The sequence below is a fragment of the Aquisalimonas sp. genome (genome assembly GCF_007120195.1).
Taxonomy (GTDB): Bacteria; Pseudomonadota; Gammaproteobacteria; order Nitrococcales; family Aquisalimonadaceae; genus Aquisalimonas.
This window is the reverse complement of record NZ_SKOG01000049.1, coordinates 25,563-51,160: the sequence shown is the minus strand read 5'-3', so window position 1 is coordinate 51,160 and position 25,598 is coordinate 25,563. Positions and strand designations below refer to the sequence as shown.

The window sequence follows — 25,598 nt, the reverse complement described above, 5'->3', positions numbered from 1 at the left end:
TCCTGCAAGGCCCGCTCGGCAGCCACAGACTTATGGGGTCGCGCCGTCTCGATCCGCGCCACGGCAACCGCGGCGTCATCCAGCGCCGTGATCACGGCTTCATTGCGCGCGGCCAGTGTGCGCAGACTGGCTTCCGTTTCGTCCAGCAGCTCCAGGCGCCGCTCCAGGGCCTTACGCTCCTCCGTCGGCAGCGTATCACCTTGCCGCTGCAGGCGTCCCCGCACATAGCCGGCGTCCACACCGGCCACACTGCCGGCCTGGGAGGCCATGGCGTGGAAGTTGTCCAGGGCGCCGCGACAGACTTCAGCCAGCAGGCCGGCTGAACGCACATAGGTGAGCTCGGAGGCATCGAAGCGTGAGCCCAGGACGGCCAGGCCCTGGGTGTAGCGCGAGTAGAGGCGATCCACCTGGATGGCCAGGTCACGACGTTGCACGTCGAGCAGTCGCTGTTTCGCTCGACATAGGTCGTGGACGACGGCATCGGCATCCGCCGGGGGGCTGGATGGGTCCAGCACCGCCACCCCGGATTCACGCTCGGCCGCCTGCTGTTGTGCCTGCCTCTGCTGCTCCCGAACCTGCTGCTCCCGGCGGCGACGCTGCTCCGCCCGGCGCACACGCCAGCGCCGCCAGGCCCGCTCCACCGGCACCTCGACGGCAATCGCCAGCAGCCCAACCACCCAGCCAGCCAGGGAGGGTCCAAACCCGCCCCACAGCGAGGTCATCCACACCACAAAGGCGATAAACGGAACGGCCAACCAGTACCGCAGGATCACGTGGAACCGGCTCGGCGGCTCATTGGGAACCGCGAGCGCCGGGTTCACCATGCCCACCAGGAACCAAGGCAAGCAGGAGACAAACAGCCCGTAGGCAAAGCCCTGGAGAAATCCGAGCATTGAAGCGTCCACCCTAGTGTCCTTGCTTCATCAGGGCGCGCTGGATCTGCGCGGTGCCCGGGCAAGACGCATGCGACGCGATGACACGCCCGGGAAGGCGGATGGAGCCTGCCGCCCTGCCATCGCAATGCAAGCGCTTACATTCCAGCTAAGCTCGCGACTTGCGTGCCGCCAAGTGGGCGAGGCGGCGGTATTCGCGCAGGTCCTCGCGGATGTGCTCCACAGCCTGTGCCGTCAGGTTGCAGCGGGTGCTGTCGAGCAGATGGCCGTCCAGCTGATCCGCCAGCCGCCGGGCGGTTTCCAGCATCTGCTCGAAGGCCGACAGACCGTCGAAGGGGCCAGGCAAGCGCAGGAACATTGCCAACCCAGGTGTCTCCAGGGTATCCGGATCGTTGGGGTCCAGGGTGCCGGGCTTGACCATGCTGGCGACGCTGTACACCGGCTCTTCACCCCGGCGCGTCTCGACGTGCCGGTGGTATATGCCGTGTTGACCGAAGCGCAGACCCACGTTGTCCAGGGCCTCCTTGACCGCCGGCGCCGTGAAGCACAGGCCTTCACCCGCGTGGATATGGAGCACGATGATCTTCTCGCCCACCGTCTCCGCAACGCGATCGTCGTCGTCCCCCGGGGCGTCGACCGCGCGCTGTTTCTGCTCAGGGCCGCCATCCCGCGAGGAGGTCTCCCGCGCCCACGCAGGGCGACGGATACGCACCGGCCCCACACCCCAGGTTTGCCCTTTTTCCTCGTCCTGTTCATTCTCGAGCCGATCGGCTTCGGCAGCCTCCCCCGTCTCCTCTGGCTCCGCGGCTTGGACACGTTCCGGCTGGTCCTCCACGGCGTCGTGTTGCCGCCAGCCCTCCCTGTGCGCATCATCACCAGGGGGCTCGGCAAAACCCGCCGCGGGCCGCGGCTCTTCTGCCCGCTGCTCGTCGTCCACGTCAACACGACGCACACGCACGGGCCCGACATTGGAGTCCGGATCGTCGAAGCCGTAATGGCTGGCCGGGGTCGGGTTGTGTGTCCACGGTTCGTCGTCGGGATCGACTTCCAGCGACGCCAGGCCCGGATCCAAATCCGGTGCCCCTTCGGCCTCGTCATCGAGCAAGAAGTCGTCCATGTCCTGGAGGGCCGCTTCGACATCCCGATCATCGCGGGCCGCCCCCTTTTTCTTTGAGGTCTTGTGCAAGTGCGATGCCTTGCGCCGAGGGCGGGAGGCGCGCCTTTCCTCCCACTTGTAGTAGCCGAACAGACCGGCAATAACCAGGAGCCCCACAATCAACAATATCCAGCGCAGTGTATCCATCGTCTCCGTCCGCGAAAATCAAATCGAATATCGGATCAACGCCTCCGATCCTCTAGCGTAACTGGCTCGCCTCTGCGCACAAGCTCCCTTCGTTGTTCAACGAGTTCCAGCGTCTCATCGTGCAGGCGCCAATACCACCGGCTCTATGCCACCGACGACTGTCACACCGCAACGGCCATCTCTGCGGCCTCATCTACGTCCACGGCGACGAGCCGGGAGACACCCGCCTCGTGCATGGTGACACCCATGAGGTGGCTGACAATCTCCATGGTGGCCTTGTTATGGGTGATCAGGATGAACTGGACCCGGGCCGACATTTCCTGAACCAACCCGCAGAACCGCCCCACATTGGCCTCATCGAGCGGGGCATCCACCTCATCGAGCATGCAAAACGGCGCGGGGTTGAGCTCAAAGATGGCAAAAATCAGCGCGACGGCCGTCAGTGCCTTCTCCCCGCCGGAGAGCAGATGGATCGTGCTAATCCGCTTGCCGGGCGGCCGCGCCATGATGGTAATGCCGGTCTCCAGGAGATCATCGCTGGTCATCTCCAGATACGCTTCACCACCGCCGAACAGCCGCGGATACATGCGTTGCATACCGGCGTTGACCTGATCGAACGTCGCCTGGAAGCGTTGCCGCGTTTCCCTGTCGATCTTGCGAATCGCGGTCTCCAGCGTCTCCATGGCCTCCGTCAGGTCGGCATGCTGCTGATCCAGGTAATCTTTGCGCTCCGAGAGCTGCGCGTGCTCGTCAATGGCTGCCAGGTTGATCGGACCGAGGCGATTGATCTGCTGTTCGACCTGATCAAGTCGCGACTGCCAGTCCGTGTCGCTGGCCTCGTCGGGCAGATTCCGCTGCAGGGTCTCCAGGTCGAAGCCCAGATCGACCAGCTGTTCCTCCTGGGTCTGCCGCCGCACCCGCAGCTCCTGGTCCCGCAACTGCATCTGCTCGAGCTCCTGGCGTAGGCCTTCCACGGCCTGCTGCGCCTGCTGGCGCCGCTCCTCGAACTCCCGCAGCCGCGCTTCCACCTCGGCCATGCGATCGCGGGCATCCTTGAGGGCCTGTTCCGCCTCCAGTCGATGGTTGAGCAGCTCCTCGCGCTCGGCCTCCAGCCCGGGCACCGGATCGCCCTGGTGCGCTCGCGCGCTCCGCAGCTCCTGCTGTCGAGCGCAAAGCCGCTCCTGCTGGTCGGACAACCGCCGCAACTGCTCTTGCAGGGATTGCTGCGCCGCGCTGGCGCTCTCCTGCTTGAGCAGCAAGTCATGCCGGCGCTCCCGCCGCTCCCGCGTGATTTCCCGCGCCTCGGCAACGGCCTGCCGGTGGTCCTCGCCCTCCCGCTGCAGGCGGACACGCTCGTCTTGATCGGCTGCACTGCGATCCATGGCCTCCTGCAGGCGATCACGCGCACCACGCACAGCCTCGGCGGCCTCCGTTGCTTCGCGATCCAGCTCGGCAAGATCGTTGCCCAAGCGGCCGTGGCGCTCGCGCAGTTCCTCCAACCGTTGCTGCGAGTTTTCCTGCCGTGTCCGCACCTCAGTCAGCCGCTGCGCGGCCGCATTGCAATCGTGCCGAAGCCGGTCCCGCGCCTGCTCGCGATCAAGGCGCTGTCTCTGCACGTCGCAACGCTGCCCCATGAGGCGGTCCAGCCGCTCGCCGGACGCACTCAGGGCGTCCCGAAGCGCTTCCATGGCACGCTCACGGGCGAGCACGCTGTCATCGCCCGCGTCACCGCCGCAGATCTGCGTCCAGCTCCGCCCAACGAGCCGCCCCTCCGGCGTGACCAGGCATTCGCCCCGCTCCAGCCGAGCGCGCAGCCGCTCAGCCTCATCAACGTCGGCGGCACAGTAGACCCCGTCGAGCAGATCATCAAGCGCGCTGGGGGCGGCAGCATGGTGCAGCAACGGTACCAGGCCCGCACGGGGTGCCCCATCGCCGGCACAGGACGTGTCCCCATCGACCAGAATGACGCGGCCCTGCCGGGGGGCACCGAGGGCCGAACCGGCGGGCATGCACGTCGGCTCCACGCACACCGCCTGTAGGCGGTCGGCAAGCACGGTCTCCACGGCTCTCTCCCACCCGGGGTCCACGGCAAGCAGCTGCGCAAGCCGTAAGGGGGCGTCGATGCCATGGCGCGTGAGCCAGTCCACGACGGCGCCATCGCTCTCGCCAAGGGCGTGGTGCTGCAGTGTCTCCAACGATGTCAGCCGCGCCTCGTTCTGCTGGATTTCACCGCGGAGCTCATGAATACCATCGTCCAGCTCGCCCTCGCGGTCGGCAAGCTCAGTCGCTGCCTGTTCGGTGTCGTCCAGCTGAGCGGCCAGTTGTTCCTGGTGCTCCAGCAGTTCATCGGCTTGCTCACCGAGTGCCTCCAGGCCGGCGACGACGGCATCCGGATCGAGACCGTCGCGCTCGGCGATCAGTCGCCCACGGCGGTTGGCAAGCTCCTGCTGCCGCTGCTCCAGCCCCTCGATGCGTGTGCGCTCCACCTGCGCGCTTTGCACGGCCTCGGCCGCGTGCTCGCTAAAGGCCTCCCAGCGCTGCCGCCACGCGTCCATGGCCCGTTGCGCCGCGATCGCTTGATCCGAGGCCCCCTCCTCCTCCGCCTGGACTTGCTCGATCTCGGGCGCCAGCTCCTGGAGGCGCGCGCGCACCACGGCGAGCTTGTCCTCGTCGTCCTGGATGGTCCGCTGCAGCTCTTCCAGTGACTGGCTGGTGGCGGCGAGGTCCTCCTCCTGCTGGCGACACAACTCGCGCTCGTGGTTGATCTGCTGATCGGTCCGGGAAATCTCGCTACCCAGGGCGTAGTAGCGCCCCTGGGCAGCATTCAACGCTTCACCCAGCTCACTGTGGCGCTCGCGCTGTTGCACGAGATCACGTTCCGCCGCCCGCTGGCAGGCGACCTCGGCTTCCAGTGCGTTGCGCTTGTCTTCCAGCGCGCGCTCGCCGATACGCATCTCCGCCGCGAGCTCGCGCAGGCGCAGCGCCAGCAACTCGGCGCGCAACTGACGCGCTTCGCTTTTTAGCGCCTTGTAACGCGCCGCCGTGCGGGCCTGACGGCTCAGTCTGTCGAGCTGACCGGCGACTTCCTCGCGCACATCGTCAAGGCGCTCCATGTTCTCCCGGGTGTCACGGATGCGGCGCTCGGTCTCCCGCCGGCGCTCCTTGTAAAGCGAAATTCCGGCTGCCTCCTCGAGATAGACCCGCAGTTCCTCGGGCCTGGCCTCGATAATGCGCGAAATCATACCCTGCTCAATGATGGAGTAGCTGCGGGGGCCCAGGCCGGTGCCCAGGAAAACCTCCGTGATGTCGCGCCTGCGGCAGCGCGTGCCATTGAGCAGATACTGGGACTGGGCCTCGCGATTGACCTGCCGCTTCACGGAGATCTCGCTGTAGCTGGCATACTGACCGCCCAGGGTGCCGTCACTGTTGTCGAATACCAGCTCGATGGACGCCTGACCCACCGGCTTGCGGGTGCTTGAGCCGTTAAAGATGACATCGGCCATGGATTCGCCGCGCAGGTGCTTGGCGGAACTCTCGCCCATCACCCAGCGCACGGCATCGATAACATTGGACTTGCCGCATCCGTTCGGCCCAACAACCCCCACAAGGTTACTGGGCAGATGAACGGTGGTCGGATCCAAGAACGATTTGAAACCCGCCAGTTTGATCTTCTTGAGCCGCATGAAAGGCGGTCATCCCTGTGTCATTCTGCGCTGCGCACATGGCCCGACAGCGAGCGGACCGGTAGACTTCCGGCTAACATCACTGGCTGCAACCGGAGCGGTTGGTGACGCCAACGACCCGGGTTGCGATTCAGGTTGCCATTATCCCGTCCACCCAAGCGATTGGAAAGCCATGCCAATGACAGCGAGACGCGATCTCGAGACATTTCCGAACCCGCAGCCGGAGCGTGACTATACCATCCGCATGCGGATCCCGGAGTTCACCTGCCTGTGTCCCAAGACCGGCCAGCCGGACTTTGCGACATTGCACCTCGAATACGTGCCGGATCGCGACTGCGTAGAACTCAAGTCTTTGAAACTTTATATATGGTCCTACCGGGACGAGGGGGCGTTCCATGAAAAGGTCACCCACGCCATTTTGAACGATCTCGTGGCCGCCACACAGCCGCGGTTCATGCGCCTGATTGGCGAATTCAACGTTCGGGGCGGCATCTATACCACCGTTATCGCAGAGCACCGTGCCCATGGCTGGACGCCGCCGCAGCCGGTGACCCTGCCCTGACCCCGAGCCAGCCGTGACTGAGTCGCGCCCCTACCGCGGTCGGTTCGCACCCAGCCCCACGGGTCCGCTGCATTTTGGCTCGTTGGTGGCCGCAGTGGGTTCTTATCTGGACGCCCGGCACCACTACGGCGAGTGGCTGCTGCGCATCGACGATATCGATCCGGCGCGGGAGCAAGCCGGCGCGGCGGACGGCATTCGCCACACCCTGGACATCTTTGGTTTCGAGCCGGACGGACCTGTCGTGTACCAAAGCCAGCGGCGCGAGGCCTACGACACCGCCGTGGAGCAGCTCTACTGGCAGGGGCTGGCCTTCCCGTGCGGTTGCACGCGCAAGATGGTCCTGCGCGATGGCCGCCCCGCCATGAACGGGGTCATTTACCCGGGCACCTGCCGCCAAGGGCTGCCAGCCGGGTGGGAAGCGCGCACCTGGAGGGCCCGTGCCGAGGGGAGCGTCCACATCCATGATGCTTTCCAGGGGCCCGTGACCGTGGACCTCGCCAGCGACGTCGGGGATTTCCTGATCCAGCGTGCGGACGGTTGGCCCGCGTATCACCTGGCCGCGGCTGTGGACGACGCGGCGAGCGGGATCACCCATGTGGTCCGGGGACACGACTTACTCCTGTGCACGCCGCCCCAGGTTCTGGTCATGGAATACCTGGGCGCCACCCCACCCACCTACGCACACCTGCCACTGGCGTTGAATGCCCAAGGCCGCAAACTGAGCAAGCAGAATCTGGCCCAGCCTCTGGACGACACGGCCCCCGCACGGCAACTCTTCGCGGCGCTCAAATTCCTTCGGCAGCGGCCACCTGCCCAACTCGCGGATGCCGATCTCGACACCCTCTGGCATTGGGCACTGGCCCATTGGGACGCCCGCCCATTGCGGGGCATGACCGCCGCACCGTGCGGAGAAGACGTGCCCCGGGAATGACGCCCCGGCACTGCGCTGCCGCCCTATGGCGAGCCGCGAAATCACTCGGAAAATCCAGTTCTCCCGGAGCAGAATGCTGTGCTACCTTAGGTAACACAAGGAAAACAACTGTCCGGAGGAGAATCGGCATGGCCCCGATACAGGATACCGGGCCGGGGGTGTCCAGTGTGTTGCTGTTCCTGCTTGGCCTGTTACTGATCGCTTCGCCGTTCTCGGCCTGGTGGATGAGTATCGGCGCGCCCTGGTATACGGCCTGGGTGCTCTGGGGGCTGCTCATCGGTCTGTCGGTGCTGCTGTCGCTGCGCTTGGGGCATTATGACACTTGACCTGGGTGTCATCTCGGCGGTTGCGGTCGGCTACTTGCTACTGTTGTTTCTGATCGCCTACATCACGGATCGGCAGTGGCTGCCAACGTGGCTGACGCGCAACCCACTGGTTTACGTGCTCTCCCTTGGCGTCTACGCAACCACCTGGAGCTATTACGGCAGCGTCGGGTTCGCCAAGGAGCAGGGCCTCAACTTTCTCACGATCTACCTGGGGGTCACGCTGGCGTTCGTGCTCACGCCCGTGCTGCTGATGCCGATCCTGCGCCTGACGCGCACGTATCAGCTCACCTCCGTCGCCGACCTGTTCGCGTTCCGCTTCAACAGCCAGATGGCGGGTATCGTGGTGACGCTGCTGATGCTCGCCGGGGTGCTGCCCTATATTGCCCTGCAAATTCGCGCTGTGGCCGAGTCCACGCAGGTCATGACGCGGGAAGCCTCGCCGGATGTGCTGGCATTCTGGTTCGTGGTGCTCGTTACAGGCTTCACCATAATCTTCGGCGCCCGGCACGTCTCGCCGCGGGAACACCACGACGGCCTGGTGGCCGCCATCGCCTTTGAGTCGCTGATGAAACTCGTGGCCCTGCTGTTGGTCGCCGGGGTTGCAATCTGGCAGGCGTTCGGCGGCCTCGGCGGAATGCATGCGTGGTTGGCCGCCAACCCGGAACACTTGGAGGCGCTTTACGCGCCCGCCAGGGAAGGGCCCTGGGTCAGTCTCCTGGTGCTGGCCTTCGCCGCCGGTTTCCTGCTTCCGCGACAGTTTCACATGCTGTTCGCAGAGAACCAGAACCCCGGCCACCTGAATGTTGCCAGCTGGGGATTCCCTCTGTTCCTCCTGGCGCTGACCCTGGCGATTCCACCCATACTCTGGGCTGCTGAAGTCCTGCAACCCGGAACCCCCGCGGACTACCACGTCCTCGGAATCTCACTGGCCAGCGGTAGCACCACCCTGGCACTGCTGGCCTACCTCGGTGGGATATCCGCTGCCAGCGCCATGATCGTGGTCAGTACCCTGGCCATCTCCTCGATGACGCTCAACCACCTGGTGCTGCCCTTCGCCGGCCCGCAACCGCACCGGGACCTGTACGGCGCCCTGCGCTGGGCGAGGCGTATCGTCATGGTCGCCGTCATCGCCGCCGGATACGGCTTCTACCAGATCCTGGAGCCTACCTCGGGGCTCGTCGGCTGGGGGTTGATCTCTTTCCTGGCCATGGCCCAGCTGCTGCCTGGGATCATCGGCCTGCTCTTCTGGCCTCGGGCCACCAGCGGCGGTTTCATTGCCGGTCTGCTCGGTGGATCGGCCGTGTGGGTGTTCACCGTGCTGCTGCCCCCGGTGACCGGCGACAGCACCATGGCGTGGCTGGGTCTGGCAAGTGCTGGAGAAGGGCAACCGGCCATTTACCAGTCCGCAACATTCTGGTCCCTCGCGCTGAACAGCGTCCTGTTCGTTGTCATTTCGCTGCTGAGCCGCCCGGACGAGCGCGAGCGCGAGGCAGCGGCCGTGTGCCGCGATCTCAACCCCACCCTTCCGGTGGGTGATCTGCACGCCCGCTCCCCGCAGCAGTTCGTCAAACGGCTCGCCTCGGTCATGGGCAAGAGCGCAGCGCACAAGGAGGTGGAAAAGGCCGTCCGGGAACGAGGGCTGCACTGGGACGAAACTCGCCCGACTCACCTCCACGGGCTGCGTGCCCAGGTCGAACGCAATATTTCCGGGATGATGGGTCCAGTGCTCGCGCGCATGATCGTGGACGAGCGCCTGCAGATGGACACCCAGAGCCGGACGGCGCTGGCGCAAAACGTCCGCCTCATCGAGGACCGCCTCGAGACCTCGCGCACGCGCCTGCGCGGTCTGGCTGCGGAGTTGGACCGGCTACGTCGCTACCACCGCCAGATCATCGAGGACCTGCCGCTTGGGGTTTGCGCCGTGGCCCAGGGCGGGCGCCTGGTGCGCTGGAACGCGGCCATCGCCGAGCTGACCCAAATCTCCATGTCCGATGTTGTGGGCCGTCACCTGGACGAACTCCCGGCGCCATGGGGCCCATTGCTGGCCTCATTCCACAAATCAGACCAGGACCATTGGCACCGCCAGGAGATCCACACAGATGATCAACCCCGCTGGTACAGCCTGCACAAGGCCACCATCGAGGATCCGGCCAACAGCAACCGCGGCGATGATACCGTGCTGCTGGTCGAAGATCTGACCGATGTCTCGCTACTGGAACAAGAGCTGGCCCATAGCGAACGGCTGGCCTCCATTGGCCGACTTGCCGCCGGCGTCGCCCACGAGATCGGCAATCCCGTGACCGGGATCTGCTGTCTGGCCCAGGAGCTACGCGATGACCACACGGATGCTGAGCGCACCGCCGCCATCGCCGAGGACGTGCTCACTCAGGCCCAGCGGATCAACAACATCGTCCAGAGCCTTGTGCGATACGCCCATGGGGGCGTGGGCAACCAGCGCCCGCCGGAGCCGGTCGATCTGGCCCAGACCGTCGATGAGGCGATTCGCCTGACCACGCTAAGCCGGCGCGCCCGTGTCGTGCGCTTCGACAATCAACTGCCGCAGAACGTGATCGTCAGCGGCGATCCACAGCAGCTGGTGCAGGTGTTCGTAAACCTGTTCAGCAACGCGACCGATGCCTGCGCCGACCAAATCGACGAAGCGCGCGTCGAAATCTTGCAGACGCGCCAGGAGGATGACTGGTTTGCCGTTGTCGTCCATGACAACGGTGGCGGCATCTCCGCCGACGTCCTGGATCACGTTCTGGAGCCGTTCGTGACGACGAAACGGCCCGGCCATGGAACGGGGCTGGGGCTCCCCCTGGTTTACAACATCGTGCGGGAGCACGGCGGCGAGGTACTCATCGAAAACCGTGGCGGCGGCACCCGCGTCACACTGCGCCTGCGGGCAATGCCGGCGCAGAAAGACGATGGCATGGCGCTCGATCACGGGTAGGCTCACTGAAAGACACCGGGAACTTGGCATAACCATGGCATACATTCTCATCATTGAAGACGAGAAAGTGATCCGGCAGGCGCTGCGCCGGCTGCTGGAGAAACGCCAGCATAGCGTCGCCGAGGCAGACTCCGTGGAGGCCGCGCGACGCCAGAGCGAACTCACCGAATTCGATCTCATCATTGCCGATCTACGCCTGCCGGGCGTTGCCGGCACGGCCGTGCTGGAATGCGCCCCGCGGGTACCGACAATCATAATGACCAGTTACGCCAGCGTGCGCTCGGCAGTGGAGGCAATGAAGCTGGGCGCACTGGATTACATTGCCAAGCCCTTCGACAACGACGAGCTGCTGCTTACGGTGCAACGGGCGCTTAAGGAAAATCGCATGCAGCGACAAAACGCTGCCCTCAAAGCCGACCTGAACCGGGATTATCCCGTCGCGGGCATTGTCGGCAACTGTAAAGCCATGCGTGATGTCTTTGACCGCATTGCCCGCGTGGCGCCAACCACAACCACCGTGTTGATCCTGGGCGAATCCGGCACGGGCAAGGAGCTCGTCGCGCGGGCGCTGCACGAGAAAAGCGAACGCCACGACGGGCCCATGATCACGGTAAATTGCGCGGCCATTCCGGATACGCTCATCGAGGCGGAGCTCTTCGGCCACGAAAAAGGCGCGTTCACCGGGGCTGTGGGTGCCCGCCAGGGTCTGGTGGAGTCCGCCGACGGTGGGACTTTGTTCCTTGACGAGATCGGCGAACTCCCCCTGGCCGCGCAGGCGCGGCTACTCCGGGTCTTGCAGGAGGGCGAGATTCGCCGTGTCGGTTCGTCCCAGCCCCGGCACGTGGACGTGCGTCTGCTCGCGGCGACCCACCGCGACCTCGCGAGCCGGGTGAGCGACGGCGCATTCCGGGAGGATCTCTATTTCCGCATCAATGTCATGGAAATCGGATTACCGCCTCTGCGCGAACGCGGCGACGACCTGCCCGAGCTTGCCCGGCACCTGCTGGAGCGGGCCTGCACACGCCTCAAGAGCCCTCCCATGCACTTCAGCAACGAGACCCTGGAGCGCATCCGCAGCTACAAATGGCCGGGCAACGTGCGCGAGCTGGAGAACGCCCTGGAGCGCGCGGTCATCCTCAGCGACAGCGTTGTGATCACGCCGGATATTCTGGGTTTGCGGCCGAACGCCGAGCCTGCGCCCGACCCAGCCAACCCGGGCCTGTCGCTGGAGGGCTACTTCCGGCAGTTCGTCCTGGCCAATCAGGACCAATACACGGAAACGGAGCTGGCACGGCGGCTGGGCATCAGCCGCAAAGCGCTGTGGGAAAAGCGCCAACGCCTGGGTATTCCGCGCAAGCAGCGCCCCGAGGAGGTGTAGCCATTGTGTCGGCCTCGAGTGTGATTAACACCACCGTGCACCAGCGGTCGCGCAGCCGCTACCCGCGCTCACAGTATTGGCAATCGCCCCGGCGTTTGAGGTAGCCTGTGCGGTTACGTTTAAAATCCTATACGGGGCAGGTGGTTGGCAATTTCCTTCAGGCATCACCGCTGGCTGACCCGCGCCCATGCAGATTGATCCAGGCACGCAACCACCGGAAATACTGCGCGCGGCTGCTAGGCTTGGCAGTAGCAGGACTGCGAAATGACGAGCCGGCGGTGAACGTTGGCCGTCCAAATCCAAAGGAGGAGTCATCCGATGTCCGACACGAAGGTCTATCCCGTTCCCGCAGACGTTGCGAAACAGGCGCATATTGATGCCGACACCTACCGGGAGATGTACAAGCGCTCACTGGACGATGCGGACGCATTCTGGGCTGAGCAGGCCGAGCGGCTGACCTGGTTCAAGCGCTGGGACACAGTGAACAGCTCCGATCTCGAGAAAGGTGAGATCCGCTGGTTCGACGGCGGCCGCCTGAATGCCGCCTACAACTGCCTGGATCGCCACCTCGACAGCCGGGGCGATCAGACGGCCATCATCTGGGAGCCGGACGATCCCAACAAGGATGCCGTTCAGCACATCACGTACCGGCAGCTCCACGAGCGGGTCTCGCGCTTTGCCAACGCCTTGCGGGACAGGGGAGTCAAACGCGGCGACCGCGTGGCCATCTACCTGCCCATGGTGCCGGAAGCCGCCGTGGCGATGCTTGCCTGCACGCGCATTGGCGCCATTCATTCCGTGGTCTTTGGTGGCTTCTCGCCCCACGGTTTGCGTGATCGCGTTCTGGACTCCGACTGCCGCGTTGTCGTGACCGCAGATGAGAGTGCCCGCGGCGGACGCAGCTTCCCGCTGAAGGCGAACGCCGACGAGGCGCTGCAGGAATGCCCCGACGTGCACACCCTGGTGGTGGTCCAGCGCACCGGCAACAAGGTTGACTGGGATGACAACCGCGACGTCTGGTTCCACGAGCTGGAACAAGCGGCCTCCCCGGAGTGCCCCGCCGAGGAGATGGAGTCCGAGGACCCATTGTTCATTCTGTATACCTCCGGATCCACCGGCAAACCAAAGGGCGTGCTCCACACCACGGGCGGTTACCTGCTCGGCGCAGGCCTTACCCATAAGTACGTGTTCGACTACCACGACGGCGATGTTTATTGGTGCACCGCCGACGTCGGCTGGGTGACGGGTCACACCTACATCGTCTACGGCCCGTTGGTGAATGGCGCGACATCGGTCATGTTCGAAGGCGTGCCCACTTACCCCGACGCCGGCCGCATGTGGGATGTCGTGGACAAGCACAATGTGTCCATCTTTTACACGGCGCCTACAGCCATCCGTGCGTTGATCGCGAAAGGCGACGAGCCGGTAAAGAAGTACAGCCGCAAGTCGCTGCGCATCCTCGGTACCGTCGGCGAGCCCATCAACCCGCAAGCCTGGGAGTGGTACTACAACGTGGTGGGCGATGGCCGCTGCCCCATCGTCGACACCTGGTGGCAGACGGAAACCGGCTCCATCATGATTACGCCACTGCCCGGCGCCACGGACCTCAAGCCCGGTGCGGCCAGTATGCCGTTCTTCGGGGTCGAGCCGCAGCTGGTGGACAACGACGGCAACCTGCTGGAGGGCGCCACCGACGGCAACCTTTGCATCGCGCGCTCCTGGCCGTCGATGATGCGCACCATCTACGGCGACCACAAGCGATTCATGGAAACGTACCTCTCCGCCTTTAAGGGCAAGTACTTCACCGGGGACGGCGCCCGGCGGGACGAGGACGGCTACTACTGGATCACCGGTCGCGTGGACGACGTGCTCAACGTCTCCGGACACCGCATGGGTACCGCCGAAGTGGAGAGCGCCCTGGTGTTGCACCCGAAGGTGGCCGAGGCCGCAGTCGTGGGCTTTCCGCACGATGTCAAGGGCGAGGGCATCTACGCCTACGTGACCCTTATGGGCGGCGAGCAACCGTCCGAGGAATTGCGCAAGGAGCTGGTGGATATCGTTCGCAAGGAAATCGGTGCCATTGCCAAACCTGACTTCATCCAGTGGGCTCCCGGGCTACCGAAGACGCGCTCCGGGAAGATCATGCGCCGTATCCTGCGCAAGGTTGCGTCCAACGAGCTGGATAGCCTCGGCGATACCAGCACCCTGGCCGATCCCTCAGTCGTGGACGAACTCATCGAAAATCGAGAGAACCGGTAGCAGCGTTGCCTGGCCCCGTCCCTTGAGTAAGGGTGCCAGGCAGACTGCGCAAGCAGCGCCACATGTACCCACCTTCCCGGCTGCGTTCACCCATGTGCAGCCGGGTTGGGTGGTCTGTGGTCTCGATGGCCTCTTCGCGACAGGACGTCGGGTGCGCCGACCGAGAGGCGCTACAACGATTTCAAAAGATGGCCCCCGTCGACCGGCAGCGCGATGCCATTGACGAATGAGCCCGCATCAGAGGCGAGCAGCAGGAGCGGGCCCGACAGTTCGGGGAGGTCGCCGAGACGTTTGCTGGGAATATTGTCCCTGACATAGCTCTGCCCCCGGTCACTCTTGAAGAAATCCCGATTCATTTCCGTCTCGAAATAGCCGGGGCAGATCGCGTTCACGCGAATGCGGTAACGCATCAGTTCGAGGGCCATGTGCCGCGTAAGCTGCACCACACCGGCCTTGGAGGTGGCGTACAGGGACTCGCCGAACTGCACACCGAGTCCGAGCAGGGAGGCGATATTGACGATACTCCCCGGCTGACCGGCTTGCTTCATGCGTTCGGCTCCGACCCGGGCGACGCGCCAGGCCGCCTTGAGGTTGGTCTCCATGACGTGGTCCCAGTCGGCCTCGGTTGTCTTCAGGAACGACCGGGACTGTGCAACGCCGGCATTGTTAACCAGCACATCCACAACGCCGTAGGCCTGCTCGGCGGCGTCGAACCCCTTCCCGACGCTGTCTGCATCGGTCACATCCATGGCGATCGCAGTGGCCTCTCCGCCCGCTGCCCCGATCCCGTCCACCAGTTCGCGCAGGCGGTCCTGGCGGCGCGCCGCGACCACGACGCGAGCACCATTACCGGCGAGCACACGCGCGAAATGTGCGCCCAGACCGCTGGAGGCGCCGGTCACCAGTGCGACCCGGCCCGTCATGTCAAAAAGGGCATCATTCATGGGCTTCTCCGTTGTTCGCTGTGAATCGGGCTGAGCGCAATCGATTCAGTACCGCCATGAGTTCGACCAGGCGCGGGCGTACCAAATCGCCGTCGGGCCGGCCAGTAAGCTCGGACCAGGGCTTGTCCAGATACGCCCGGAACCAGGACGGTACCTCGTCAAGGGCCGCGTCCCTGCGAACACCCGCGGCCGGCAGCACCAACCCGATGGCGCGCACCTGGGAGGCATCGACGAGTTGTTCCAGGGCGCGCAGGTCGACCACGTCGTCGCCGAATTCCAGGGCGTCGGTCCCGCGGACCTTAACCCGCCGCTTCCCGCGTTTGCCCGCCGGTTCAACGGAGCGGACGTCCAGCGTGCGCGGGCGCGGGGCCGCCAATGGCGCCTGAGCCTCAACGTGTCGCACGCTGTCGAAGTCACGCGCGATCCGGTGGGCTTTGCAGGTAACGTCCCGGGGCTGGTAGTCATGCATCTGAATGACGGTATCCGCCGCGCCGAGATAGTCGCCGGACCCGCCCATGACCAACACAGTGGAGACGCCCAGCCGGTCACGCAGCTCGGCAATGCGGTCCACGAACGGCGTAATCGGCTCTTCGGCCTTCGCCACCAATGCCTGCATACGGGCATCGCGAATCATGAAGTTGGTCGCGGACGTATCCTCGTCCACAAGCAGCGTGCGTGCACCCAATTCCAGGGCCTCCTGCAATGCGGCCGCCTGGCTGGTGGAACCGGAAGCCAGTTCCGTGGAAAAGGCTGTGGTGGATTTACCATAGGGCAGCCCGTTGATAAACGGCGACAGATCCATGGCGTGGACGGCACGACCATCCTCCGCGCGCAGCTTGACGGCCTCGGCGTCGGCGACGACCCGGTCACGCCCGTCGCCCGGGATGTGGTCGTAGACACCGTTTTGCACTGCGCTCAGCAGCGTCGACTTGCCGTGAAAGCCACCGCCGACGATCAGGGTAATACCGCGCGGAACACCCAGGCCCGCCAAGGGCCCCGCGTTGGGCGTGTGCAACTCGACGCGCAGGCTCGCCGGCGCCCGAAAGGCGATGGCGTCCGCCAGAGGACGATCGTCCACGCCGGAGCGGCGTGGCAACACCGCCTCGTCGGCTACAAAGGCGACGAGGCCCTGGCGACCCAAGGCAGCGCGCAAAGCCACCTGGTCCTCCACCCCATCGCAGTGGAGCCGCAACGCCTGCTCATCCAGGTGTTCCCTGCGCGCACTCTGCCGGATCACCCGGGGCAGCGTCCGGCAAAGGAGATCCCTGGCCGTTTTGCCGAGGATGGAGCGCCCATTGGCCGGAAGGTTGACGGTAAACCGCAGCTCCACGCCCTCATCGGTAAAGAGCACGGCAGTGCGGTCCAGTACCGTCTCGCGACCGGCATCAATTCGGATCTCGGGAGCGCTCCGCGCCGCCTCCCGGAAGACCCGACCCAGCCAGTCCCGGGCTGCCCTGGCCCTTGGTTCGGGTTCTCGAGCCGCATCCGGCAAACGCGCCTCGTGCCAGGGCATGATGGCACGCAGGCGGGATGGCGCTGCGAAGGGGTCGCCCTGCACGTGATCCACGTACAGTGCGAAGTCGTCGAAAGCGTACGCACCCGTGAGCTGCCGATAGGCCTTGTACCCTTTACCATCGATATTCAGCAGTATGGATTGCAGGCGTTTCATCCATCCTCCATGCAGGTGCGCCAGGTGCCCGTCAACACCATCAGGCGTGGCGCCGCATCCAGTCCAACCGGCTGGCGAATCGCTGGCGCCAGGAGTCGGCGAGGACGTCCAAGGTCGCAAGGGCCTCCAGGTCGTCCATCGTCGGCCGCCGGGCGTTGTGCATGGCCCACATGTCCGCCAGGGAATACCCATGCGTGGCACGGTCCAACCGCTCGGCCACGTCGCCTGGGCCGAGATAGCCCGTTTCCAGTACCCGGTACAACCAGCCCGAACGCCCCGTCTCGGCCACTTCCCGCGCCAGCTCGGGGAGATTGAGCCGGTGACTAATCTTCCAGCAGGGTTGCCGCGGCTGGCTGATCTGAACCACAGCCGTGCCCATCCGAAAGACATCACCAACGGCAACGCTACCCTCGGTGAGCCCGCTCGTGGAAACATTCTCACCAAACACGCCGGGGCGAAGCAGGGAGGCCGCTTGCGGGTATACCGATGCCCAGACCCCGTAATGTTCCGCGGGATAATGGCTGAGCGCGCGCTCCGCCCCACCGTGGGCCTTGCGGTCGCCCTGCTGATCGTCGGCAAGCCCACCATCCCCCAGTGCCACCGCGTGCTGCACCGGCTGCTTGTAGATGGCCGTCGGTCTGCCATCGCCTTCCATCCGGCGGACCCGTCCCTGGTAGACGCCCGTGATGGTCACGAATTCTGTCATTCGATGCCTCCGCATTGTCCCAAATGAGCACCAGTGTTAGAGGATGTCCAGACTACAACGTGACGATGCCGCTGTGCACGGGGAACCGTGACTCGGCAGCGGCCGCCGAAACAGGTATCGTGTCTGCGCGCTGGCATGGGAGGAACCGGGTAAACGCGCATGCGATTACTGGGCGTTGGAGATCTGCATCTGGGGCGCCGCTCTGGGCGTCTGCCTGATGCCGTCAAGGCCCGCCTGGGGGAGCGGCGCCTCGGACCCGCGGGGGCGCTGGAGCGGCTCGTGGAGGCGGCCCGGCGCGAGGGCGTCGACGTCGTCGCCTTTGCCGGTGATGTCGTGGAGCAGGCGGACGACTTCTTCGAAGCCTTCGCCGAACTGCGCCGAGGCGTCACCGCGCTGGTCGAGTCCGGTATCACCGTGGTCGGTGTCGCCGGCAACCACGACGTGCAGGTTCTACCCCAGTTGGCGGAGGAAGTCGCCGGGTTCCGACTCCTCGGCCGCGGCGGTACCTGGGAAGCCGTGGACCTGACCGGGGCCGACGGGACGACCGTACGCGTGTACGGCTGGTCGTTCCCCTCCCCCATCACGCCGGATAACCCCCTGGCCGGCCAATCCTTCAACGCTCCCCAGGGCCCCATGCTGGGTCTGCTTCATTGCGATCGCGACCACCGCGACAGCCATCACGCGCCGGTTTCCAGCCGTGAGCTCCATGCGGCCGGACTGGACGCCTGGCTGCTCGGTCACATACACAAACCCGACGCACTGGCAGCGAACCAACCCTCGGGTTATCTTGGTTCGGTGACTGCCCTTCGCGCCAGTGAGACGGGCGCCCGGGGCCCATGGCTATACACCATTGAATCCGGCGAGATTCGCAGCATCACTCACTGGCCTCTGGCGCCTCTGCGCTGGGAGGTCCTGGACGTGGATCTCACCGACCTGGCGGATGCGACCGAAGCGCGCTCCCGGATCCTGGCCAGCGCCGAGGCCACGGCCCGACAACTCAGCGATGACACGTTCCGCCCCGACGCCCTTGGGTTGCGGCTGCGCCTCCACGGCCGCACGCGGCTGCGGCGGGAGGTCGCGGCTCTGCTCGCCAATGAAGACCTGAGCGACCTGCCACTGGCCGGCGGCATGCACGGCTTTGTCGGGCACTGGTGGCTGAATACGCGCCCCGAGATCGATCTCCAGACCCTGGCACAACGCCCAGACCCGGCGGGTCTGCTGGCCCGCCGGCTGCAACTGCTCGAGGACGCACCCGCGGGCGACCCGGAGCGGCAGGCGTTACTCGATCGTGCGCGCGCTCACCTCCAGGCCGTGCAACGGGACCCGGCCTGGAGCAGGCTTGACACCAGCGATCCGGACGAGGCGACCCTTCTCGACTGGCTGCGACGCGGAGCGCTCACCAGCCTCGATGAGCTGCTGGCTCAGCGCAGAGAGGGGACTCCGTGAAGCTCGTGTCACTGTACATACACCGGTTGCCGGGCCTGCGCGAACCCATTGCCATCGACACGTTCGGTGCTGGCATTAACGTCGTCACCGGCCCAAACGCCTCCGGCAAGAGCAGCCTGCTGCGGGCACTGCGTCTACTGCTCGCACCCCGCCCCGATGACCCAGGCAATCTAATGCTCGAGGCCGTGTTCAGCGACGCCGACCACCGCTGGCATACGGAGCGGGTGGGACGGGACGTCATTTGGCAGCGCGACGGTGTTGTGCACACGCCGCCGGCGCTGCCGGATGCCGAGGCCCTGGGCGGCTATTTCCTGCCCATCGATGAACTCTTGCAGATGACGCGAAGCGACCGGACCGTCGTCGCCCATCTCCGGCGGGAACTGGCTGGCGGTTATGACTTGCCCGCGTTGCAAGCCGACGGCGGGCCACTGGCCGTCCACCCACGACGGGACCGACACGCTGCGGACGCCCTGGGACGAGCCGAGCAACAGCTGCGCACAGCAGAGGCCGGCAACCGGGAACTGCTGGCCAAGCGCGAACGCCTGCCGGAACTCGAGGAGGCCATTCGCCGGGCCGGCGACGCCCTGCGACGCGCGGAACACTGCGGCGCGGCCGTCGCCCTGGTCGACGCCCGTGAGGCCACCCGTGAGGCCCAGGCGCGCCTGCAGCAGTTCCCGGAAATCATGCCCGAGGGCATCGAGGCCGGAGAGCTGGAGCGTCTCGAGCAAAACCACGACCGGGAGCGGCAGATCGCGAAGCAGGCCCACGCCCAGGCCGCAGCGGCGCTGCAGCGCGTGCAGGCAACCGGGCTGGCGGATTGCAGCGAGGGACAGCCGGATATTCCGGCCATGCGCCGGCGCCTGGAGGAACTACGCGAGCTGACCGCACACCTGAATCAGGCCCGGGAGGAGACGTACAAGGCCGCCTCCCGCGCGCGGGAGGCGGCAAGCCTGCTGGGGTCGGAACCGCCAGCGTCGCCCGCGTTGGAGCAACACACGATGGCGCGCCTTGAGGAAGCCGCCCAGGACATGTCCCAGGCCCTGGCGGCATGGCACCAGGCACAGGCCGAAGCCGATGCCCAGGCCGCCCGGGAGCAGGCAGCCGAAGGCGCTGCCGCGCAGCGTTCACCGTGGCGCAACAGGGCCGCCATCATGCTGGTGTGCGCAGGCGTCGGTGCGTTGGCCTACAACGCTCTGGCGGCGCAACCTGCCCTGACACTGATTGCGGCTATCCTTTGCCTGGGTGCTCTGGGCTGGCTGGCCTGGCAATCGGAGCGTTCGATGAGCCGCGCCACCATGGATCCCGGTTTTGATGAGCGCATGGACGCCGCCCGTTCACGACTTGAGCGGGCGCGGGCGCAGCTCCATGAGCTGGCCGCGGCAACCGGGCTCACCCTGGACCCGGAGACCCTGCCCCACCACTTCCAGCTCCTGGTCCAACGCACGGCCAAATGGGATGAAGCGCTGCTGGCGCAGCGGGAGGCGGAAGCGCGCTGCCGCCAGCTTGTTGAGCGCGTGGCACCGCTGGGCACGGCGTTGGCCGACTCTCTCCGACGGTGGGACGTACCCCCGGAGAGCTCGGCACCGGCCGAGCTTGGGCGCGCACTGGATCAGCTGGACCAGCGCCTCGAGACCGCCGCTGAGGCCCGACGCACCCGCACCAGGGCGTTGGAACAGGCCGAACGGGCCGAGGCCGCGGCGCGGGAAGCGGCCGTCGCCCTGGACCGGCTGTATCGGCGCGCCGGCCTGGAGCCGGGCGAGCGGGAGACGCTGCTTGCCCGGCTCCATGACCTGCCTGCCTGGTACGCCGCTCGTGAAGCCATGCGCAACGCCACCGTCCGGGAGGATGCCGCCCGCGAGCGGCTTGCCGACGCGCCGGCCGACCTGCTGGAACGTGCCGAGGCCGATGACAGGGCCGCCCTGAGGGAGCAACTGCACCTTGCCGAGGCGGCAGCGGATGAGCACCCAAGGCTCCTGCGGGAGCAGGGCGAGATCCTGCAAGCGCTGCGCGAGGCGCAGCGGCAACTGCGCCTGGAGGAAGCCCGCGCGGCCCGTGATCAGGCCCGTGAAATGCTGGCCGAGCGTCTGGACCAGCGCATGGTCGCGGAAGCCGCCCGCTTTCTGCTCAACGATGTGGAGCAACACCACCGCCGGGACCAACAACCCGAGGCCATACGCCTGGCCGACCAGCGGCTGCGCCGGTTCACCCACGACGCATTTACCCTGGAAATCAACGGGGCCGGCGAACCCTGCGCCCGGGAGAGCGCCACTGGCAGCGTCCGCGACCTTGACGCCCTGTCCGTGGGCACGCGCATGCAATTACTGATAGCCCTGCGCATGGCCTGGGTGGAGCAGCAGGAAGGCCATCATGTGCCACTGCCACTGCTCCTCGACGAGGCGCTGACCACCACCGACCCCCGACGGTTCGATGCCGTAGCCAACACCTTGCATGCACTGACCCGCGAAGAGGGGCGCCAGCTGCTGTATCTGACCGCGCAGCCCGAGGACGTGCAACGTTGGCTGCGGGCGACGGGTGAACGGCCCCACGTCATCGATCTTACGCGCCTGCAAGGACCGACGCCGCCCGCACTGACGCTGTCAGAGCCCGAAGCGGTTTCCCCTCCCGATGGCCACAATGCGGCGAGCTATGCCGAGCTGCTGGGTGTTACTGCCATCAACCCGCTGGCCGATGCCGGCTCGCTGCATCTGTTGTATGTGCTCGACGACGACCTCCCGTTCCTCTACAGGCTGCTCACTGACTTCCGCCTGGAAACCGTCGGCCAGGCCGAGAGCTTCCTCCAGGGCCCGCTCGCCGGCCGGCATCTGGACAATGCCGAGCTGGAGCGTCTCCAGCGGCGTATCCTCGCCGCCCGCGCTTGGGTGGATGCCTGGCGCATCGGTCGCGGCACACCCGTGGATCGCCCCGCCCTGGAGCAAAGCACGATGAGCAACTGGAAACACCTGGATGCCTTGGCCGAGCGGGCCGCCAGCGTCGGCGGCGACCCTAAGGCATTTCTCGATTCGCTGCGCGAGGATCGCATTCCCGGCGTGGGCGACAAGCGCATCGAACAGATCGCGGACTGGCTCGCAGACGCCGGACTCCTGGACCCGCGGCGCCCTCTGAGCCGCACGGAGCGGTATCATTATGTCCTGGGACGCCTTCCGGGGCACCGACAGGCCGTTGCCGACGCACAGCAGGTCACCGCGGTGCTGGAGGCCGCGGCGGCACCGGCTGGGGCGGAGGCAAGGCCCACGATGTCAGAAGCGTAGACCGACCGCTTGCAACACAGAGATTGCCGGCCGCTGCGACGTGCCAGTCTGTGTCCGTCCATGAGTGACGGTGCCGCACCTTCGGCGCAGCAAAATGGGCCGTGCGGCTGAGGATGCCTCGGCGCGGTGTGACCCGGGCTCGTTATCTGAGCGGCGGTCTCGCGGCGCACTTCTACTTCCACCGGGCAAAAAAAACCCGGCCGCAAGGGCCGGGGGGCGCAGGTTGGGGACAGGATGCGCCAACGCGAGAAGCACTTCAGCAGACGACCACGGCAACACGCTCCCTGGTGTACTGCGTTGACGCCATAGTCTAGTGCAACGATAACGATTAAACAACACTTGTATAGGTAGTGAACAAGTATCGGACCGGACAAGCCTGCCCGCCCGTCACAGATCGCCGCCCCGTCGAGTCAGCCGTGAACCTGCCGCCAGCCCCAACGCACGATCCCGAGCAGCAGCAACAAAACAGCGAACCAGAACACCAGCGAGATCACGCCGGACCAGAATACGTATGACTCAACGGTAAAGCCGAAACCGTACTCAATCACGATATCCGGCCGTGTGCGGGCCAGCCAGTCCATGAATACACCCCCCGGCCACAGCAGCACGCGTTGCCAGGGTGACAAGGGTAATGTGTCAAACACGAGGCCTCCTGCAGTGGATGGGAATCACAGCCTCTCCAGTCTATCAATGCCTGCCGAGCTAGTGTCCTGTAACCACCGCCCACTACATAACCTCAGTACTTGGCGAAGCGTCCCGCCGCTGCCAGGGCGAGCACAAAGACGAGCCCCAGCACCAGGAAGCTCCACTGGAACCCGACGGTGTAGGCTTCCCGGTAGAGTTCGGGCGGTATGCTCGTGAGCAACGCCTCCTTGGTAACCGGATCGTCAGGCAGCAGGCGGCGCGCCTCCCGCAGTGCGCGCCACTCCAGGAGCACCGCCAGGCTGGTGACGCCGATGGCACCCCCGAGTTGCTGGGAGAACTGCAGGGCGCCGGCACCCTGCGCCGTGCGACTGAGGGGCAGCCGGTACAGCGAGCCCGTCTGAATCGCCGGCATCCCCAGCCCGAGCCCAACACGGCCCAGGGCCACCCATGCCGTCACCGCGAGGACTCCCGTCTGCGGGCCAGCAAACCCCAGCGCCAGGCAGGACAACGCCATGATCACGAGCCCCGCAGCAATGGGGACCACCGTACGTACCCGATCCGCCAGGTGGCCGCCCAACGGGAAGGCCGCGGCCATGACCAGCCCCGCGGGCATCAGAACGAGTCCCGCTGCCGTGGGGGAGAGTTCCTGAATCTCCTGGACGAACAGCGGGATCAGGTAGGTCGAGCCGAATAGCCCTGCACCGAACAGCAGGGCGATGGTGGAACCGGCGGCGAACGCAGGGGCCTGATACAGCCGCGGGTCCAGCAGGGGTTCCCGGGCAAGTAACTGCCTGGCCACGAATCCGAGGGACAAGCCCAGCACAGCGATCAGGGTTGGCAGCACCGGCCAAGAGGTCCAGCCCAGGCGCTGGCCACTGACCATGGACCACAACAGCCCCGTCACCGCCAGCCCGAGCATCAGCACGCTGAGCCAGTCCAGCTGCACCCGCCGGCCGGCGCCCCGCCGTACAGGTACAAGAAACACCGCCAGGGCGCCGCCAAGGACTGCCGTCGGCACCGGCAGGGCCATGACCGCGCGCCAGCCCACCGCGTCCACAAGCACCCCACCCAGCGCCGGGCCGATGGCCGGACCAAGAATCACCCCAAGCCCAAACAGCCCGATACCAAGCCCGCGCTGACGTTGCGGGAACACCTGGTAAATCAGGGTGATCGCCAACGGCTGCAACACACCCGCCACAAGCCCCTGCAACACGCGCGCGAGGATCACAAGCTCCAGCGCTGCGGCCCAGACCCCGAGCAGCGAGGCCAACACGAACACCAGCAGGCCAAAGACGTAGACACGCCGCATGCCGAAGCGCTGCAGCGCCCAGGCGTTGAGCAGAATGGCTGTGGTCATGGCCGCGAGAAATCCAGTGGAAAGCCAGTGTGCCTCCCGCTGGCCGACGTCGAAGTCGTGCATCACATCTGGGATGGCGACGTTCACGACCGTGGTCGCGACCGCCGTGGACAGCGTTCCCAACATGACGGTGACAAGCGCCATCCACTTGTAACCGGCGCCGTAGCGAGCGAAAAGCCGCTCCACTTCCTGTTCCACGGGGCACTACTCCTTACGGTGTCATCGATCAGCGGCCAGCCACCAGCCAACAGCAATTGGTCTGAACAGACGCTAAGGTGAGTGCAACAGTAACGTCAGAGGACCAACGGCGGTCACAATAACAGGCCACAACAGGTCTCCCTATCCGGGAAGCCGGTTGGCCGTCGGAGAGTGGACCCCCGCCGCCGAAGCATTCTCGGTGCATGACGCCGACAATGCGGGATGCACGCGCAATGAGCGGCTACGGGATCGAACGACCCGTCCTGGGCCGAACGCCCGGCCGGTGCGTGTCATTTCCGCGCGCAAGGGAGTCCATCAGAACCCTGCACCCGGCTGAGACAGGTACGCCGCCTCCTCCGGGGTGTTCTCCCGCCCCAGAATGGCGTTGCGGTGCGGAAACCGCCCAAACCGCCGGATGACCTCTCGGTGGCGCTCCGCGTAATCGGTGAAGCCTCGGAACTTGGCTTGATCCCTTGCCGGTGCCGCCTGCTCCAGTTCGCGAAAGCACGCAACGCAGCGATGCTGCATCGCCATATCCTCAGCATGCTCGAGCGGCATGTACAGAAACACCCGCTCGATCAGGCGCAGTCCGAGATCCTCCCCTCGATCCAGCGCCTCGAGCGCGTGGGCCAACGCACGGGCATCCCCCGCGAAGGCGGCTGGGGTATGGCGGTGGATGTTGCGGGTAAACTGATCCAGTGTCACCACCAGCGCCAACCGTCCCGGCGGTGTCTGCGCCCAGGCATCCAGCTCCCCGGCCAGCGCCGCGCTGACTTGCGCACCGAAGCGACGCCGAATCTCGGCATCCTGGGCCTCGCTCTTGCTAAACCACCGCGCCGAGCGGTCGACCTCGGGCCCATCGCCCAAAGGCTGATCCCCGAACCAGAATGCAAGCGTGTCCTCGATCGCACGGTCCATCGGGCAGGCTCCTGCGTGGTGACCGCCAACGTGCTGGCGGCCGTGCCTAAAATTAGGTGTGGCAAGATTATAGAGCGTTCGAGATGGGAGTAGGGGCGCCATGCGATTGCCGCAAGACACACACATGACTCGTCTGTCATAATTTGGGCGTCAAATCG

17 protein-coding genes are annotated in these 25,598 nt (G+C 65.8%); 8 read left to right on the top strand and 9 right to left on the bottom strand.

Annotated elements, in window-relative coordinates:
* The 3 genes from QZT63_RS04230 to smc form a co-directional block, all read right to left on the bottom strand.
* Positions 1 to 893 (bottom strand): cobyrinic acid a,c-diamide synthase (locus QZT63_RS04230; protein ID WP_290648871.1); only part of this gene is annotated, 893 nt, incomplete at its 3' end.
* Between the two features lie 148 nt (positions 894 to 1,041).
* The gene (gene zipA, locus QZT63_RS04225) at positions 1,042 to 2,196 is read right to left on the bottom strand and encodes a cell division protein ZipA (RefSeq protein WP_290648869.1); all 1,155 of its coding nucleotides are present in this window, start codon (positions 2,194 to 2,196) and stop codon (positions 1,042 to 1,044) included.
* A gap of 161 nt (positions 2,197 to 2,357) precedes the next feature.
* Complete coding sequence (smc, locus tag QZT63_RS04220; RefSeq protein WP_290648867.1) at positions 2,358 to 5,879, bottom strand: chromosome segregation protein SMC; 3,522 nt, start codon at positions 5,877 to 5,879, stop codon at positions 2,358 to 2,360.
* Between the two features lie 178 nt (positions 5,880 to 6,057).
* On the opposite strand from smc, the gene queF reads away from it, so the two are divergent.
* The 6 genes from queF (at position 6,058) to acs (ending at position 14,288) form a co-directional block, all read left to right on the top strand.
* Entirely contained in the window at positions 6,058 to 6,441 is a 384-nt protein-coding gene (queF, locus tag QZT63_RS04215) for a preQ(1) synthase (protein WP_290648865.1), read from the top strand.
* A gap of 13 nt (positions 6,442 to 6,454) precedes the next feature.
* Positions 6,455 to 7,372, top strand: a complete 918-nt coding sequence (gluQRS, locus tag QZT63_RS04210; protein WP_290648863.1) for a tRNA glutamyl-Q(34) synthetase GluQRS — start codon at positions 6,455 to 6,457, stop codon at positions 7,370 to 7,372.
* A gap of 128 nt (positions 7,373 to 7,500) precedes the next feature.
* A complete protein-coding gene (locus QZT63_RS04205; RefSeq protein ID WP_290648861.1) occupies positions 7,501 to 7,698 on the top strand; it encodes a hypothetical protein in 198 nt (65 codons plus the stop codon).
* Positions 7,688 to 10,651 (top strand): sensor histidine kinase, encoded by a 2,964-nt coding sequence (locus QZT63_RS04200; RefSeq protein ID WP_290648859.1) that lies wholly within the window; start codon positions 7,688 to 7,690, stop codon positions 10,649 to 10,651. Before QZT63_RS04205 ends, QZT63_RS04200 begins: the two co-directional genes overlap by 11 nt.
* Positions 10,652 to 10,685: 34 nt before the next feature.
* The gene (locus QZT63_RS04195) at positions 10,686 to 12,029 is read left to right on the top strand and encodes a sigma-54 dependent transcriptional regulator (protein WP_290648857.1); all 1,344 of its coding nucleotides are present in this window, start codon (positions 10,686 to 10,688) and stop codon (positions 12,027 to 12,029) included.
* Positions 12,030 to 12,347: 318 nt separating this feature from the next.
* On the top strand, positions 12,348 to 14,288 hold the full coding sequence (gene acs, locus QZT63_RS04190) for an acetate--CoA ligase (protein ID WP_290648855.1): 1,941 nt from the start codon (positions 12,348 to 12,350) through the stop codon (positions 14,286 to 14,288).
* Between the two features lie 170 nt (positions 14,289 to 14,458).
* Here acs and QZT63_RS04185 read toward each other — a convergent pair whose 3' ends face one another.
* From QZT63_RS04185 to QZT63_RS04175, 3 genes are read right to left on the bottom strand one after another with little or no spacing between them, the layout of a single operon-like run.
* Complete coding sequence (locus tag QZT63_RS04185) at positions 14,459 to 15,232, bottom strand: glucose 1-dehydrogenase (RefSeq protein ID WP_290648853.1); 774 nt, start codon at positions 15,230 to 15,232, stop codon at positions 14,459 to 14,461.
* Positions 15,225 to 16,901 carry an ABC-ATPase domain-containing protein gene (locus QZT63_RS04180; protein ID WP_290648851.1) on the bottom strand — a complete coding sequence of 559 codons (1,677 nt, stop codon included), beginning with the start codon at positions 16,899 to 16,901 and terminating at the stop codon, positions 15,225 to 15,227. The genes QZT63_RS04185 and QZT63_RS04180 overlap by 8 nt, the downstream gene beginning before the upstream one ends.
* 40 nt (positions 16,902 to 16,941) lie before the next feature.
* Positions 16,942 to 17,607, bottom strand: coding sequence for an MOSC domain-containing protein (locus QZT63_RS04175; protein WP_290648849.1), 666 nt, complete (start codon positions 17,605 to 17,607; stop codon positions 16,942 to 16,944).
* A gap of 159 nt (positions 17,608 to 17,766) precedes the next feature.
* On the opposite strand from QZT63_RS04175, the gene QZT63_RS04170 reads away from it, so the two are divergent.
* Both QZT63_RS04170 and QZT63_RS04165 read left to right on the top strand, forming a co-directional pair.
* Positions 17,767 to 19,053 carry a metallophosphoesterase gene (locus QZT63_RS04170; RefSeq protein ID WP_290648847.1) on the top strand — a complete coding sequence of 429 codons (1,287 nt, stop codon included), beginning with the start codon at positions 17,767 to 17,769 and terminating at the stop codon, positions 19,051 to 19,053.
* On the top strand, positions 19,050 to 22,322 hold the full coding sequence (locus tag QZT63_RS04165) for an AAA family ATPase (RefSeq protein ID WP_290648845.1): 3,273 nt from the start codon (positions 19,050 to 19,052) through the stop codon (positions 22,320 to 22,322). The genes QZT63_RS04170 and QZT63_RS04165 overlap by 4 nt, the downstream gene beginning before the upstream one ends.
* 410 nt (positions 22,323 to 22,732) lie before the next feature.
* Here the strand turns inward: QZT63_RS04165 and QZT63_RS04160 are convergent, their stop codons facing one another.
* From QZT63_RS04160 to QZT63_RS04150, 3 genes are all read right to left on the bottom strand, one after another.
* Positions 22,733 to 22,966 (bottom strand): hypothetical protein, encoded by a 234-nt coding sequence (locus QZT63_RS04160; protein ID WP_290648843.1) that lies wholly within the window; start codon positions 22,964 to 22,966, stop codon positions 22,733 to 22,735.
* Between the two features lie 92 nt (positions 22,967 to 23,058).
* Entirely contained in the window at positions 23,059 to 24,522 is a 1,464-nt protein-coding gene (locus QZT63_RS04155) for a DHA2 family efflux MFS transporter permease subunit (RefSeq protein WP_290648842.1), read from the bottom strand.
* Between the two features lie 315 nt (positions 24,523 to 24,837).
* Complete coding sequence (locus tag QZT63_RS04150) at positions 24,838 to 25,440, bottom strand: DUF924 family protein (RefSeq protein WP_290648841.1); 603 nt, start codon at positions 25,438 to 25,440, stop codon at positions 24,838 to 24,840.
* Positions 25,441 to 25,598: the final 158 nt, after the last annotated feature.

Bases quoted from the DNA above. Each gene is read 5' to 3' on its own strand.
- zipA (WP_290648869.1), bottom strand. From the start codon at position 2,196: ATGGATACACTGCGCTGGATATTGTTGATTGTGGGGCTCCTGGTTATT.
- smc (WP_290648867.1), bottom strand. From the start codon at position 5,879: ATGCGGCTCAAGAAGATCAAACTGGCGGGTTTCAAATCGTTCTTGGAT.
- queF (WP_290648865.1), top strand. From the start codon at position 6,058: ATGACAGCGAGACGCGATCTCGAGACATTTCCGAACCCGCAGCCGGAG.
- QZT63_RS04205 (WP_290648861.1), top strand. From the start codon at position 7,501: ATGGCCCCGATACAGGATACCGGGCCGGGGGTGTCCAGTGTGTTGCTG.
- QZT63_RS04200 (WP_290648859.1), top strand. From the start codon at position 7,688: ATGACACTTGACCTGGGTGTCATCTCGGCGGTTGCGGTCGGCTACTTG.
- QZT63_RS04195 (WP_290648857.1), top strand. From the start codon at position 10,686: ATGGCATACATTCTCATCATTGAAGACGAGAAAGTGATCCGGCAGGCG.
- acs (WP_290648855.1), top strand. From the start codon at position 12,348: ATGTCCGACACGAAGGTCTATCCCGTTCCCGCAGACGTTGCGAAACAG.
- QZT63_RS04185 (WP_290648853.1), bottom strand. From the start codon at position 15,232: ATGAATGATGCCCTTTTTGACATGACGGGCCGGGTCGCACTGGTGACC.
- QZT63_RS04180 (WP_290648851.1), bottom strand. From the start codon at position 16,901: ATGAAACGCCTGCAATCCATACTGCTGAATATCGATGGTAAAGGGTAC.
- QZT63_RS04175 (WP_290648849.1), bottom strand. From the start codon at position 17,607: ATGACAGAATTCGTGACCATCACGGGCGTCTACCAGGGACGGGTCCGC.
- QZT63_RS04170 (WP_290648847.1), top strand. From the start codon at position 17,767: ATGCGATTACTGGGCGTTGGAGATCTGCATCTGGGGCGCCGCTCTGGG.
- QZT63_RS04150 (WP_290648841.1), bottom strand. From the start codon at position 25,440: ATGGACCGTGCGATCGAGGACACGCTTGCATTCTGGTTCGGGGATCAG.